Raw genomic sequence first — 14270 nt, 5'->3', positions numbered from 1 at the left:
TGACGTAAAAAGCATATTCATTTCGATGACGAAGAGAGTAGTTATATAGAAAGCGGCAGCGAGTCAGGGACGGTGGAAGCCTGACAGAAACTAGCACTGCAAAGATGCCCGTCTCACCTCCTGTCGGCTAGCAGGACGGTGCTCCGATCCATAGATAGTTTCCATATAAACCACATTGGTTAAACGCTCGTTTCTATAAAGAGGCGAGCGTTTTTATCTTTCTTACATCTTCGTTCTACTGTTGTTATGGAGGGATAAGTTTTTTGAAAGGGTCATGCAAGTTAAATTAACGAGCAATAAAAATACTAGTGTTATATATATCCCATTTTCATAATTTAAGAAGGATGTTGAAAAGAGTATAAGTGTAACAAAGAAATTAACAAAAGAGTATCGAAACTCCTTTATTTTTTAGCATTATTGATTAAACATCCATACGCAATAAAAAAGATGCCCTACAAGGCATCTGTTTTCCAATAAAAACAGAAGATAAACCTTATATCTTCCATTTCAAAATTTGTAAATATATAGTATAATAGGAAAGCAATAGTACGGGAGAACTCAAGGGTGGGGCGGCATTGTACCCCTTTATGTGCAGAAAGGGGGTGATGCCGATGACGGTATTTGAAGCGTTAATGTTTGCGATTGCTTTCGCAAGTCTTATCGTTTCAATACTGTCTTACAGCCAAAAGAAATAATCCACCCTTGAGTTAACGGCCATGGGTGGATTATTTCCGCCTACTGCCGATCCCCCTTGTAGGGAACCGTTCTATTGCAGGACCGAGGGTGTTGCAGCACCCTTGGTCTTATTATTATAAGAACCTTTTGTGTATATTATACACGATTAGGGTTGTGAAATGAAGACTTATGTTTGATGCTGATGCACGGATATTTTTATTTTTCCTCTAACGTGCAAAATTAAGTCCCAGAAATTGTATAAAAAGAAAATGACAAAAAACGGCCTCGTTTTCCAGTGATCCAAGTTCACTGAGCGGAGAGTGGAATTTTACACAATAATTAGGGCTTGATCGCTATTTTTTTTAAAATTTACGATATGGCCAAACGCGGGCAGCACCATGCCTACGCTGTGGTCGATAGCTTGCCGTTGGAGTTGTGCCATGCCGCGAGAATGTATCGTGTCAAACGGTTTCAAGGAATCTCTGATATCGGGCATTGTGCTTCGAAAAAGCAATGATACTACAGGTTTAAGCTGCACCTTCAAGTGACCGATCAAGGCCTGCCGATGGGATATGTGGTGACGGAAGCACCCTGCCATGATCGAATCGCAGCCGAAAGCGTCATGCCCCAAATTCCGCATCCCTATAACCTCAGGGACAAAGGGTTCATTAGCCGTGACTTGCAAAAAAGGCTGTACGAAGAATACCAAATGGCGCTTTGGACCCCGTCTCGAAAAAACCAGAAACATCGTCCTCCTGAGACATGGGAGCAGTGGATCAAACAAAAACGCAAAGTGATCGAGACGATGTTCTCGGTTCTGGTTGACCAATACCGGATCACAGAGATTCGAGCGAATTCCATGATCGGATTTGAAGTAGCGCTCGATGGAATATTGTTAGCCTATTCCTAGTTACACTTGGGCTAGTTGAGCGCTAAAGCGCAACTAGCACCACGGGTAATTATAATCATCACTTAAGATGATGGATTGTTTATGTGCATTATGCATTCGCTATGCGTTTGTGAACATGCTCTTAATGCATTGCAAAAACAGTCTAGCTACTTTTCATTTTTAAAAGATAGTGTCCATCCGTTTCTTTATTGATATAGTATTTTGCCATCCATTCTCCTTTGATTGGTTTCACCTTCAGCGTTTTAGCAAAAGGAGTCCCCGCCTTCACTTCCCCTTTTTCAACCAGTTTGCCGTTAGGGTTATATAGTGCATACTTCAAGCTTCCTTCCCGCAAATCAATACGATGTTCGATGAGCAGTTGATCAAATTTGTTTTTGTTGACATTAATTGTCGCTTCAAACACATGGTATTGTTGTTCGTACTCCTCTGGGAGAAATGTTCCCTCGGCTGATGATTCAAAATTTTGCTTATTATAGAAAAAAACATAATACCATCCGCCAAGTATAATCGCTGTCATAATGACCGCAATGACAGGCCAAATTCCTCTTTTACTCATTGTCTTTCCCCTTTCGTGTCTGATTGGATTTGTCCATCGACAATTCGAACGATTCGTTTCGTATACGAAGCAACTTTTTCATCATGTGTGATGACAATAATGCATTTCCCTTCTTCGTTCATTTGGCAAAGAAGTTCCATCAGCCTCGCTCCGTTTTCTTGATCCAATGCACCTGTTGGTTCATCTGCGAGCACGATATCGGTTTCTGCCGCCATTGCGCGTGCAATGGCCACTCGCTGCTTTTGCCCTCCTGACAACTTCGAGACATTCTTTTTTCTTAAATCGGCAATGCCAAGTTTCTCTAAATAATAATCCACTTTTTCTTTTATCTCCTTTTTACTTATATCCCGCTTAAACAGCGGAAGAGCGACATTCTCAAAAACGGTGAAGTTATGCATGAGAGCAAAATGCTGAAAGACAAAACTGATCGTTCTGTTTCGAATTTGGCTGAGTTCTTTATCACGCAATGTTGTTACATTAATTCCATCGAGACGATAAATGCCTTCCGTTGGCACATCCACACAGCCAATAATATTTAACAACGTAGATTTTCCTGATCCGGAAGGACCCATAATAGAAACGAATTCACCATTATGCACCGTTAAATCAATGCCTTTTAACGCAACGGTTGTGTACTCATCTTTCCCGTACTTTTTCGAAATCTTCTCCAACTCAATGAGAGCCATCGTTACTCTCTCCCTTCCACCAACTCCCGTAATTCCAGCTTTTTAATGTTCCATAATGGAATAATCGCTGAAAATAGTATAATGAATATAGCGATGATCGCTACTTTCCCATACAACCACCATGTAAAGGCCTCTAACCGGATGTTATAGCCTAAAAAATCATTATTGACTTCGGTCAAATAGCTGACGATTACACCGATGACGGCGGAAATTCCTATAAGGAAAAACAGTTCCATGATCAGCATGAACGAAATATCTCGTTTGCTCGCCCCTGTCACCATCATCACACCGAATTCATATTTTCGTGCACGAATCGATGAAATTGTTACAGAAATCACACCGATCAAGGTCACTATGAGAAAAAATGTTCCGATAGCTAAAGCATAATGATTGCTTTTACGGGTATTCTCTTGATAGGCATCAACATCTTTTCTAACAGTTTGCAAAACAGGAGAAATCCCTAATTCTTTTCCTTTTTTCATAATGGCTACTTTAACGTCCTTAAATTGTTTTTCAGAATGAAGCTGGATGAACGTATTATGTAATCGCACGGCAACACTGATCGGTCGGCCCTCTCTTTGCTCTGGAAAAAAAGGAGCGACAAAAAAATGATCCAAGTTGTCAGCGGGACTGACAAAATAGTCATTTCCCGACAGCCATCTACTTCCCTTTTCAAGTATCCCGACTACTTCATACGTCACTTTAATGGTTTTTTCTCCTGCACCGGCTTCAGCTTTAAAACGGTCCCCGATGCGAAAAACATCACGATAATCGTATCCCACTAAAACAGGGATCACATCGTTGTTTTCTTTTTGGAAATCTGCTTCTTCTAACATTCTTCCCTTTATAACGACAAACTTTGTGAACAGGCGATATATATCATAATCGAAATAAATAATGCCTGAACTCTCAATATCATCTTCTCTTCTTGTCCCCGCATACAATTGCTTATTCCGCTGCTGATATTTTTGCCATTTGGGAAAATCTTGAGGTACGATGCTAGTTGTGTTAAATGATCCGTATCCTTGGATTTCTGGTAAACTTTTTATGTATGTTTCTAATTGCCGAAACCGCTCCGCAAACCACTGAGTATCATCCCCATCCGGCATCGTCAACTTCACTGTCTTATACTCATCCATCTTAGAGATGGAAAAAAGCTGTTTTTCTTGATAGTTGAGCGTATCTATGGTAATTAGCGCATGGTTAATCATCCAAAATGAGACGACAAGCTGGAGTGCCATCAACAAGATTGATAGTTTTCTTTTTACAATGGATGAAAAAGCAATCCTCGTATATTTCATCGTTCTACCGCCTTTATCTTCTATTCATCACATCAACAGGTTGTATTTTAATCGCTTTTATCGCCGGAATAATAATAGTTAGCACGGCTGAAAACACAACAAATAGAACCGCTGTAGATAGATGGGTGATGGAAATATCGATAGGATAATCAATCCATTGTTCAATAACACGGTTGAATACCAGCTGTATCGTATATCCAATAATAACGGATGTACTGGAAATCAAACACATCTCCCAGAAAAGCATGGAAACAATATCATAATTACTATAACCAAACGCCTTTTTGATACCAATTTCATACGTTCTTTCTTGAATCCAATAAGAAGTAAGATTAATGGCATTCACAATGGCTAACAAATAAATCATTACCATCAACGAGAGTCGTTCACTTAGCTCAACATGGAACATTGTCTTACTCATGTAAGGCGAAACGTCCATTTGTGTTTCAGGAAATAACTGTTCCATATTGTTTCGAATAATTTTTTCATCCGGATACGTATCCTTAACCGGGTTATGAATGGTAAAATGCAGCTGTTTCGTACTTGTTAATTTATTAATTGTATCAGCAGGAAGAGACGTCATTGGAATAACCACTTGATAATCAATCGCCCTTGTCTTTTTTCCTTTAACACCAATGATTCCAATTACTTTGTATTTGTCACGACCTGCCATGAGATATTGCTCGCTGCCTTCGATAATAACGTCTTCCATTCTTTCTTTCCCAACAAGCGCTACTTTTTCTCCTCTTTTTATCTCTTTGATCGTAAAATACCGCCCTTGCGTTAAAGGAAAACGTTCTACCACTTCTTTTGTCCAATATTCCGGCGTAACCGCCATCATAGCATCACGATGGGGCAATATGACATCTTCCAAAATAACCCCTGTTTGTGGATCGATACTTTCAAATAGTTCCAAGATGTGCTGCCAATTTGGTTCTTTGGCAAAGGTAATGTCTACGCTTACGGCATGCCGCGGTTGGTAACGCGCCTGTTCTTGCTCAAGAAGCTGAGAATAGTTAATACTGGAAATTCCTACTGAAATCATCAACACCGACAACGACAAACCTAACACAATAAAAAAAGTGGTAATGGGATGTGCTTTTAATTGATTTTTGATAGAATAGAAAATCACAGATACACCTTCTCTCATAGAAGCTAAGGCACTAGTAATAATTTAGATAGTCATTCAAAAAAAGAGCGAGCAAACATAAATGAGTAAATATACTCGTTTATGTTTGCCTAAAATTCCTATTAATCGTCTCTCAACGAACGAACAACAAGCTCTTTGTTTGTGCTTACATCATTAATAGAGTGTCTGCTTTGATACACATCAACTCCTGTCCAAGAATATGTTACCTGTGCCCATTTTTTATCTTCCTGATATTTATAACCTTGCATCTTACCATTTTTCCACATTTCTAATCTTACAGCTACTTTATAGCCACTCTTAGGATTTACAAATTTTGTTTCAGCTACTGCATTATCATTATCAAACCAGTTCCAATCGACATCCAGTTTATAACGAGCCTCTAGGTCTTTATACGTTAAAGTACCTGTTTGGGTTGCCGCATACACGTTAGCCCCTGCCAACAAAGTTAGACCTATTCCTAAAGACATAGCAATTGTTTTTAGGTTTTTATTCAATTTCATCACTCCCCCTAAACTTTAAAAATGAACGGCCGGCCGACTTCACCCTTACTGTATCAAAATGAACAAGAAAAAACATCCGTATTTTCCGCAAATTTGATTGCGGAAAATGCGGATGTTTAAGGATGTCCATGAGGTTAAAAAATCGATGGCATCTTTTTAGAGTACATCGAGCATCATAAAGAAAAGTTTTTCAGTGCTGCTGAGGCATGTGCTTGAGAAGCAACAAGTAACGGAAGCTTAATTTGTTAGGCATTCGTTTTAGGGAAAGTTTTTACTGCTTTTCCCCATTCCTTGTTCTTCAATAAGCTTGAAACAGCGCAAGCAGCTCTATATTGCTATTGAGGTTTCCTGTCTGCTCTCTGAATGAAGACAAGTGTTGTACATACAAGCATGATAACGGTTATCGATAAAATCACAAATTTCCTTAATAAAAACGGATCCCAAACGGGCGGCTGGAATAAAAAGATGTGCGGTCACGGCATAAATTCTCCTAACGTTACCACTTCTAAAACCGTATAAATGATAATATTTTATCGAGCCATGAACCATAAAAAAGCAGCAAACTAATACCAAATTTGCTCTCAGGTACTTGGGTATTAGTTTGCGAATAATGAGGCTATAATAGTTAACTCTTACTACCGCTTCGCCAGATTGGAAGTCAGTCTCTCTTTCCCATTTCAACAGAAAATTTATCCTTTTCCCTATGGTAGGAATTACTTCACTTTTTCAAGTTTAAAATGGTTGATTCTGTAAACTTCATCACAAAGAACATCAATATCCTCTTGATTATGGCTGGTAAGCAAAATAGTTCTCCCTTCTTGCTTGAATTTTCGGAGTAAATTGCGGATATTTTCAACGCTTTCAGCATCTAAAGCATTAAATGGTTCATCTAAAATAAGTGTTTGTTGATCTTCCATAATGGCTTGAGCAAGGGCAAGCTTTTGTTTCATTCCAAGTGAGTAATGTTTTACCTTTTGTGTCGATTCTGGATTTAATCCAACCATCTTCATCGTTTTCTTTATTTTGTCATCATTAATTTTGTTTCTAATTAGGGCTAATGCTTTTAAATTATCAAACCCTGTCTTTCCCGCTATATATCCAGGTCGATCAATGATAATTCCAAAATTATTCGGAAACCGTTTATTAGTACCCAACTCTTCCCCATCCACGATCACACTACCGCGATCAGGAAATATAAATCCGCATATTAGTTTGAATAATACTGACTTGCCAGAACCGTTAGGACCAATAATTCCATAAATTTTCCCCTTTTCCACTGCAAAATTCATATTTTCAAAAATCGTTACCCCTTTAAAAGATTTACTGACTTGATTCAGTTGTATATGTGGCAACTTTCTCACTCCCCTTTTTATAAATCAATGTCTTTTTTATGAAAAATATACAACACAAAAATTATTCCCAAAATATTCCATAAAGATAGAACCACACTTATACGATAAATAGAGTGATCGCTTAATATATAGCCAATACTATTCAATCCAGATGGAATGATTAACCAATTATTAAGACCTGGAAACATAAAGATCGAAAGTATACAAATAGCCAATAGACTATAAAAAATTTCTTTGCTTAGCCAAGAAATAATAAACACAAATAACACATAGAAGAGAACTTGTAGATAACCATTGACAAAAAAATGATAAAATACCTCGAATATCGTAATAGAGTTATCAACAGAAATATAGAAATCAAAAGAAAAACGTTTCAAAGAAGAGAGCAATAAAGAAAATAATGCCAATATTAACAAATAGAATGCAATATATATCATTATTTTGCGATACCATTCCCAAAACCACTTACTTATAGAGCGATAACGCAAAAGCTTATAATAACCAATTTCCGACAATTCCCTTTGTAAATACAATTGTATTAAATAGATAAAACCAAAATATATAACCCAATAAGACAAAAATGACTTTAAACTAAATGTTTGGTTTGAACCGCCTATAAACATGAAAATAAATTGATCCCAAATGGTTTTTCCTAACTTTTCTCGCATACCGGACCATAATGCTATGACAATCAGTGCAAAAAAAATGATATAGCCCCAGTTATATCGCAATTTACTAAATATTTTCGTATTTAAATCTATTCGATTTACACTCCATACAACCAACGTCGCCAATCCTATTACAATTGCGAACGGTCCCCATATATTACCGAACTGTGCAGCCCCCGAATGTAAAATGAGGTAATTGCACAAATTGAATAAATAAGCATGACTAGGAAGAAGTTTAAATGACACTCCACTATATACCCATATGAAAACCGCAATGAATATGACAATACCTTTTCTTTGTGATTTTACATAAATGATGGCTAGAATAAGGTGGATACAAATCAAACTTAGAATGAGTAACGAAAGATGTAATAACAATGCTAAAAAGGGTGTATCTATAAATTTTTGCAATATTTGCGTTTCACTTAGAGAATCATCAAGCTTACTAAACGGACTCCAACCTGCAAAAGAAGGAGCGCCGATTAATAAAAGCCCACTCACTGCTCCCCAAACCATCGTTGCTATACTGAGGCTTTGAACAAATTTATTTAATGTTTGATACACCCAACTTCGATAAGAACCTAATCGTATAAGAATCGTGTACTCAAAATCAGACATGATAATCGAAATAGAACGGTATAGTAAAACAGGTAAAATGAAATACAAAATAAGATAAATATCACTGAGAAAGCTATGCAACAAGTCCCACTTGTTCAACGATAATTTTGTTTGAACTGAAAAATAATATATTTGTTCTTTGCTTCTTGATCCATATATGTAAATAATCATTCCAAAGATAATCCATTTGAATGTAAATAGTTCATCGATGAAATCTTTCCATTTACTTCTTAATATCCTAGTCATAGTGTTTGTATAGATTCTCCTTTAAATAAAATCCTAATATGATAATGACAATACATAATATTGTAAATGGGACGAATACCGTCCACAAAGGTTGTTGTGAGATACTAAAAGGAAAAATAGTATAAGTGGGTGAAAATTGCTCATATCCAAGAATTTGTGTAATAAAGTTGCCTAACAAATAATACATAAATGGAATGGAAAGCGCAACAAAAGGTTTCTCTAAGATCATAACTAGCAATAATCCCATTGTCGCATACATCATTCCATTCAGTCCTACCCATAGCGAGTAAATAATTCCATATGGCAATGTTCCAAGAAAAAGCAATTGCTCAAACGTCGTATAAGGAATAGGATTGCTATCTGCAGGATATAAATGAACGATTCCCAAACCAGGTTCAATATACATAGAAAATATAAAAGGGACGAATACCATCAAAAAGGCTATCAAAAAAGATAGAATCGCATTGACTACTAATTTGCTAAATAAGTAAGTAGCCAAAGGGATACGAATACGCACATATGGAATAAAATGGTTTTTTCGTTCGCCTACGAAGTAAATCGCATACACAAGAACCATTATGATAGGAAAAAGCAGCGGAACAAAATTAGAATTTAATCGTAGAAAAAGATCTAATTGTCTATAATAAACATAATTCTCTTTAATCAATAAAAATTGAATGGTGGGAAGAACCAATATCAATGCCGCCCAAATCACACATTGACGCCAGGTGACGGCTCTCATCAATTCTACTTTCACCTGATGACTTAACATTTTTGACATCCTTTCCTGCTCTTAGTTTTAGTTTTGAAGAGAATGGCTCGGTCCATTCTCATTGTGAATTAATTGCTTCTCCAACTCTCCCTTTACCCTTACGTCTACAATTGAGTAAGATCCGAGCTGAACTCAACTCGGGCATCCTTACCTGATTTGATCGAATTAGGCAATTTGAATGGACCCCCAACGGTTGCGATACGAACCCAAGGCCCAGTTCCTCCGCTATAAGAATGCGCTCTTGCATCCAATGGTTTTCCAAGTATAGATACTTTCAAATCAGCTGATGCACCGGTAGTAGATTTGGTTTGTTGAGGAGTAAACGCATTACCGTTTAACTTTGGGACAATTACGTCATACTCGCCATACATTGTTCCAGCCTGAGCCAAACCTCCTGCAGCGAGAAGCCCTGCTGCTAAGGTAAGTACTGCAAATTTCTTTTTCATTTTTTAACATTCCTCCTCGTAATTTTAGATGATAACCGGCCGACTTCACCCTTACTGTATCAAAATGAACAAGAAAAAACATCCGTATTTTCCGCAAATTTGCTTTGGAAAATATGGATGTGTAAGAAATATCGGTTAGGTTCCATATTAAGCATTTTGGCGTATATTATTCACAATATGTTTTTCATTCCTTAATTATCTTGAAGTGCTTGTCGCTTCTTAACAATAAAAAATCCCATACAAATCATGGGGTTGTGTGGCATATGGCTCAGTAAACATGTTTTCCTTCACCATGCCGTTTAGCATAATCATTCCTTCATTGGGTTCATCTAAAGCGCCAAGTATGTTCAGCAATGTACTTTTCCCAGATCCGCTTGTTCCCATAACGGCGAGCAGTTCACCTCTGTATAAATGAAACGACACATTCTTTAACGCCTGAACTTTGTGCCCTGTCCCTTCATATGTTTTACATAAATTTTTGACAGATAAAACAATATCGCTGTTTTCCATATCGCACCTCCACTTTGCTGCTTACATTTTCATTTATTACTTCTTTATTGTTTTCTGCAACTAAAAGTTAAGCGAAACGCAAGATTTTTTTCAGCACCCCAAGCCTTTTTATAAGTTCATATACGAATGTTTCAGTCGATAACTAGTTCCTGTAAATGTTAAGAGATAGCTGTGATGAACAAGGCGGTCAATGATAGCCGTAGTCAATCGTTCATCATGGAATACGCTATTCCATTTACTGAATTCCAAGTTGGTGTTAATAATGACACTTCTCTTTTCGTAACATCCTGCAATGACTTGGAGAAGGAGCTGCGCTCCTTCTTTGCTTACAGGGATGTAGCCCCATTCATCACAGATCAGTAAATCGATTTTTTCGAGCTGATTCATCATCTTGTGGAGCTTTCCTGTATTCTTTGCTTCAATCAGCTCATTGACCAACGCGGCTATTCGATAAAATTTCACGCTTTTCCCTTGGTTACAGGCTTCTACACCAATCGCTGTCGCTAAATGCGTCTTGCCTGTGCCTACACCTCCATATAAAACTAGATTCTCTTTTCGCTCGATAAACTTCGTTGATTTGAGCTCTTCGACGGATAACTGCTTTGGAAACTCGATATGATCAAACGTGTATCCTTGAAATGTTTTCACCACATCAAAATTGGCTTGTTTGAGTAAGCGATTTTTCCGTGTCACCCGTCGATGTTCTACTTCCAGTGCTAATAGTTGTACGAGAAATTCTTCATGGGTATTTGCTTCAATTATGGAATAGTACTCGGCAATGCGACTCCCTAACTTTAATTCTTTACAATAGGCTTCAATCACCTGTTTCATCGTGAAATGCCTCCTAACAGCTTATCGTATCGCTCCAAGTTGACTTCAAATACCACCTTTTGACTCAGTTCCGATGGAACGGAAATCTCAACTGGTTCCGGGATTTGTCCCGTTAGACGATACCAAGTCGTAAGAATGCTGTCAGGATCATGGCACCCATTTTGTAACGTTTGCGTTAAAGCTTCTGTCGCAGTACTCAGGTCTTCTTCTTGTTTTAACATCTGTGCTAATAAACGTATGGCCTTCTTTTTCTCTGTCGTATACGCCAAATACTCCTTCCATGGATCTGGCAGTTCTTTATAAAACGCTAAGTTTTGTAACGATCTTGGCCGTCTGGCCATTAATTCTAAATACGGAATCCACTTCATGGATTCTAAACCTTCTCCATACAAGCGAGGATGTTCCATGACGATGTCATATTCATCATTCAAAACGATGACACGATTATAGGTAATCTTTAACCATACTTCTTTTTGCGCAAATTCCGGAGATGTCGAGTAGAGATTTTTCGCATAACGAACTTTGCCATACTTATCCGCTTTCGCTCTCTCTAAACAGTAGACATCAAACGATGTCTTCGGTAACCGTCCGAATGCTTTCTTGTCCTCCTCAAACCATTCTTGAATCGATTTTCCTTTCCGATAATGCGTTCGGTCCATGTCTTGATCACAACGGTAAAGTAAAGTTCGATTATATTCTTCGATATCCGGAATAACAGGAACGGGAACAAAGAAGTTCCGCCGGATATATCCCACTTTGTTTTCGACATGACCTTTCTCATGCCCACTATTTGGATTACAAAACTCATATGAAAGTTATAATGCAACGCAAACTTCTGAAATAATTCGGTGAGTGTGCGTTTTCCATTCCGATGAATACTTGTCACTGCCGCAGACAGATTATCAAACCAGATTCGTTTCGGTACACCTCCGATGTACTCAAATATTTGCTTTAATCCTTGTAGAAGACATTCTTGGTTCTGCCACGGTACCACCTGTGCGTAACTGGCATTGCTGTATGGAAAAGAGAGTGTGAGAAAAAATCCTTCCTGTTCGACTCCTTTCTCGTCTTGGTACGTAAAACTTCCAAAATCGGCCTGTGCCTCTCCCGGTGAGTGCTCTAACGGAAGATAACCTTCACCATCTTGATACATTTCTTGTTTTTTCTTCGCTACGTAATACTGCACCGCCCTCAAGGATACGGAAAATTCCTCCCCGTACATTTCAAGCAGCCGACGATATACCCTAGTTCCTGTATGCCTTTGTTTTCGAGGCACCTTTCGGTCTTCCTCTAACCGCTCATCAATCTGTGCTTTATATGGATCTAACTTTGACTGTTTTGGCTTCCTTGGAGTTGGAAGTGGATGGACATCTTCTTTATTGGCATATTTTTTGATTGTTTGAAAGCTATGTCCCGTCTCTTTGGCAATGGCTCGCAGGGACATCCCTTTATATTCATACAAATATTTGATATGATGTTGTTGAATCATTGTAAGCATCCTTTCTTCCCCTTCTAACTGTACTTTTTGTCCAATTAGAAGGTTAGTGGTGGGAGAGGGGTGCTGACAATGATTTTTTTATTTTGCAAACTGCTAAACTTTTATCTTGCATAATGCGCTACTTTTATTTTGCATTAAACACCTCCCCAACTTCTTTCCAATCGACTTGCATTTGTTCGCCAGGAAGCGTTTCATAACGAACGGTGTATTTCTTTTTCGCCGTCTCTCGGAAAGGTTTCATATAGTCTTTTAAAATCGTCTTTCCTCCCGTATAGCCCTGTTGTCGAATTTCGAAAAACAACTTTTCGCTATTAAACACCCCATCCTCTAACATTCGTTTTTGAAAATACGGCTTAAATGGATCTAACTTGCTTTTTCTTTGTTTTCGCTTGGATTTGGAAGGAGGATTGGGGGAGTGAATATATTCTCGGACGGTTTTCCGATCGATCCCCAATTTCCTCGCAATTTCGGAAATACTCATTCCCCTTTCATACATCTCTTTGATCATAAAAAATCCCCCTCTCGTAATCATGAACCATAGCTCCTCTCGTTGACACTATGGTTCTATTGTAAGTGGGGAATTTTATTCCGGCTATATTGGGGATTTTATCATCGGCTTTAACAAACGACACAAAAAACAAGAATTAAACATATTATTAAGGCTATCGGAGGATTTAAAAAAGAGTTAAACAGTTGAAACAAAAATAAGAAAAGAAATCCAATTAAAAAATATTTAATCGCAGTTTCCTTCTTTTATAGATACTTTCCACATGAATTTAGAATGCTTGGTAGTTTAAAGTCCTTCAAACACTTTCTCCATTTCATCTATCACGCGCCCCATTATTTGGTCACTACGATTATAAGAAATAACCTTTATCGTGTGTCCGGGGGACTAATGAGTAAAAACCCTATTTTTAGTATATATTTCACGTAGAAACTAATGATATTCATGCCATTGTATTGTCCTTAGATCATCATATTGTTCATCTTTAGAAAAACCATAGTAATATTTTGGCTTTTTATCGGCAGAAAGAGCTATTGGGTTGATATCTCTTTCATTAAACTTCCCTTCCCAGTAAAAAATCTCGATATTCCCTAGATGCATTGGACGCAAAAATCTTTCTCCGTCCGGACCAGCTTCAACATATTTAATGTCATTTGTATTTGTTTTAAAAGCCAACATAAGCATATTAATGGTTTGATCATTTATCTTGGCGTAGCCAACTGTTTCAATATCATTTTTTAAATTTGATTGATAATTAAATGCTATCTCACTTTTCCAGAATGGTCCAAAAGGCTTAGATATGACAGTTTTATAGGATTGATCGTTATCCTGAAAAATATATATTTTGTTTTCACGAGCGCTTATTTCTTTTAGTAATACAGCATTCTTATGTATATAATTGTTTTTCTTAGCAGCATTTAAAGGAGTAAGATATAAATCCAAAAAAAATACAGTACATGCAAATACAAAAACTAATATAAAAAAGACGATACCTATAAGCTTTTTAACAGGTTTTCTTTTGTTCATAAAGATCCCTTCCTGATAGA

14 protein-coding genes and 3 pseudogenes are annotated in these 14270 nt (G+C 37.5%); 2 read left to right on the top strand and 15 right to left on the bottom strand.

Features of this window, described 5'->3' with window-relative positions; all coding sequences use genetic code 11:
* Positions 1-587 precede the first annotated feature (587 nt).
* Both AOT13_RS21350 and AOT13_RS04355 read left to right on the top strand, forming a co-directional pair.
* The gene (locus AOT13_RS21350; RefSeq protein ID WP_370468105.1) at positions 588-695 is read left to right on the top strand and encodes a putative holin-like toxin; all 108 of its coding nucleotides are present in this window, start codon (positions 588-590) and stop codon (positions 693-695) included.
* 356 nt (positions 696-1051) lie between these two features.
* Positions 1052-1611, top strand: a pseudogene (locus tag AOT13_RS04355) (IS982 family transposase); the annotation flags it as partial.
* Between the two features lie 116 nt (positions 1612-1727).
* Here AOT13_RS04355 and AOT13_RS04350 read toward each other — a convergent pair.
* From AOT13_RS04350 to AOT13_RS04280, 15 genes and pseudogenes are all read right to left on the bottom strand, one after another.
* A complete protein-coding gene (locus AOT13_RS04350) occupies positions 1728-2141 on the bottom strand; it encodes a hypothetical protein (protein WP_013401786.1) in 414 nt (137 codons plus the stop codon).
* Positions 2138-2827 carry an ABC transporter ATP-binding protein gene (locus AOT13_RS04345; RefSeq protein WP_003253449.1) on the bottom strand — a complete coding sequence of 230 codons (690 nt, stop codon included), beginning with the start codon at positions 2825-2827 and terminating at the stop codon, positions 2138-2140. Before AOT13_RS04345 ends, AOT13_RS04350 begins: the two co-directional genes overlap by 4 nt.
* A gap of 2 nt (positions 2828-2829) precedes the next feature.
* On the bottom strand, positions 2830-4128 hold the full coding sequence (locus AOT13_RS04340; RefSeq protein WP_003253451.1) for an ABC transporter permease: 1299 nt from the start codon (positions 4126-4128) through the stop codon (positions 2830-2832).
* A 13-nt stretch (positions 4129-4141) separates the two neighbouring features.
* Positions 4142-5260, bottom strand: coding sequence for an ABC transporter permease (locus tag AOT13_RS04335; protein WP_013401787.1), 1119 nt, complete (start codon positions 5258-5260; stop codon positions 4142-4144).
* A 119-nt stretch (positions 5261-5379) separates the two neighbouring features.
* Positions 5380-5778, bottom strand: a complete 399-nt coding sequence (locus AOT13_RS04330; RefSeq protein ID WP_041269417.1) for a hypothetical protein — start codon at positions 5776-5778, stop codon at positions 5380-5382.
* Between the two features lie 713 nt (positions 5779-6491).
* Complete coding sequence (locus tag AOT13_RS04325) at positions 6492-7130, bottom strand: ABC transporter ATP-binding protein (protein WP_042385738.1); 639 nt, start codon at positions 7128-7130, stop codon at positions 6492-6494.
* A 17-nt stretch (positions 7131-7147) separates the two neighbouring features.
* Positions 7148-8662, bottom strand: coding sequence for a permease (locus AOT13_RS04320; protein WP_173662672.1), 1515 nt, complete (start codon positions 8660-8662; stop codon positions 7148-7150).
* Positions 8655-9443 (bottom strand): ABC transporter permease, encoded by a 789-nt coding sequence (locus AOT13_RS04315; protein WP_042385739.1) that lies wholly within the window; start codon positions 9441-9443, stop codon positions 8655-8657. Before AOT13_RS04315 ends, AOT13_RS04320 begins: the two co-directional genes overlap by 8 nt.
* Positions 9444-9538: 95 nt before the next feature.
* Positions 9539-9880: a hypothetical protein gene (locus AOT13_RS04310; protein WP_042385740.1), complete on the bottom strand. Its 342-nt coding sequence runs from the start codon at positions 9878-9880 to the stop codon at positions 9539-9541.
* A gap of 252 nt (positions 9881-10132) precedes the next feature.
* Positions 10133-10390: pseudogene (locus AOT13_RS04305) on the bottom strand (ATP-binding cassette domain-containing protein); the annotation flags it as partial.
* A 108-nt stretch (positions 10391-10498) separates the two neighbouring features.
* A complete protein-coding gene (gene istB, locus AOT13_RS04300) occupies positions 10499-11221 on the bottom strand; it encodes an IS21-like element helper ATPase IstB (protein WP_042385744.1) in 723 nt (240 codons plus the stop codon).
* Positions 11218-11880, bottom strand: coding sequence for a Mu transposase domain-containing protein (locus AOT13_RS20915; protein WP_153017395.1), 663 nt, complete (start codon positions 11878-11880; stop codon positions 11218-11220). The genes istB and AOT13_RS20915 overlap by 4 nt, the downstream gene beginning before the upstream one ends.
* Positions 11772-12719 (bottom strand): IS21 family transposase, encoded by a 948-nt coding sequence (gene istA, locus AOT13_RS20910; RefSeq protein WP_232511564.1) that lies wholly within the window; start codon positions 12717-12719, stop codon positions 11772-11774. Before istA ends, AOT13_RS20915 begins: the two co-directional genes overlap by 109 nt.
* A gap of 139 nt (positions 12720-12858) precedes the next feature.
* Positions 12859-13251 (bottom strand): annotated as a pseudogene (locus AOT13_RS04285) (helix-turn-helix domain-containing protein); the annotation flags it as partial.
* A gap of 405 nt (positions 13252-13656) precedes the next feature.
* Positions 13657-14250: a hypothetical protein gene (locus tag AOT13_RS04280; RefSeq protein ID WP_003253474.1), complete on the bottom strand. Its 594-nt coding sequence runs from the start codon at positions 14248-14250 to the stop codon at positions 13657-13659.
* Positions 14251-14270 lie beyond the last annotated feature (20 nt).

The sequence above is a fragment of the Parageobacillus thermoglucosidasius genome, assembly GCF_001295365.1.
In the GTDB taxonomy this organism is placed as follows: Bacteria; Bacillota; Bacilli; order Bacillales; family Anoxybacillaceae; genus Parageobacillus; species Parageobacillus thermoglucosidasius.
Note: the sequence above shows the minus strand (reverse complement) of the source record. Positions and strands in the feature narration are given on the sequence as shown.

Excerpts from the sequence above, each read along its gene's own strand:
- AOT13_RS21350 (WP_370468105.1), top strand. The coding sequence starts at position 588 with ATGTGCAGAAAGGGGGTGATGCCGATGACGGTATTTGAAGCGTTAATG.
- AOT13_RS04350 (WP_013401786.1), bottom strand. The coding sequence starts at position 2,141 with ATGAGTAAAAGAGGAATTTGGCCTGTCATTGCGGTCATTATGACAGCG.
- AOT13_RS04345 (WP_003253449.1), bottom strand. The coding sequence starts at position 2,827 with ATGGCTCTCATTGAGTTGGAGAAGATTTCGAAAAAGTACGGGAAAGAT.
- AOT13_RS04340 (WP_003253451.1), bottom strand. The coding sequence starts at position 4,128 with ATGAAATATACGAGGATTGCTTTTTCATCCATTGTAAAAAGAAAACTA.
- AOT13_RS04330 (WP_041269417.1), bottom strand. The coding sequence starts at position 5,778 with ATGAAATTGAATAAAAACCTAAAAACAATTGCTATGTCTTTAGGAATA.
- AOT13_RS04320 (WP_173662672.1), bottom strand. The coding sequence starts at position 8,662 with ATGACTAGGATATTAAGAAGTAAATGGAAAGATTTCATCGATGAACTA.
- AOT13_RS04315 (WP_042385739.1), bottom strand. The coding sequence starts at position 9,443 with ATGTCAAAAATGTTAAGTCATCAGGTGAAAGTAGAATTGATGAGAGCC.
- AOT13_RS04310 (WP_042385740.1), bottom strand. The coding sequence starts at position 9,880 with ATGAAAAAGAAATTTGCAGTACTTACCTTAGCAGCAGGGCTTCTCGCT.
- istB (WP_042385744.1), bottom strand. The coding sequence starts at position 11,221 with ATGAAACAGGTGATTGAAGCCTATTGTAAAGAATTAAAGTTAGGGAGT.
- AOT13_RS20915 (WP_153017395.1), bottom strand. The coding sequence starts at position 11,880 with ATGGACCGAACGCATTATCGGAAAGGAAAATCGATTCAAGAATGGTTT.
- istA (WP_232511564.1), bottom strand. The coding sequence starts at position 12,719 with ATGCTTACAATGATTCAACAACATCATATCAAATATTTGTATGAATAT.
- AOT13_RS04280 (WP_003253474.1), bottom strand. The coding sequence starts at position 14,250 with ATGAACAAAAGAAAACCTGTTAAAAAGCTTATAGGTATCGTCTTTTTT.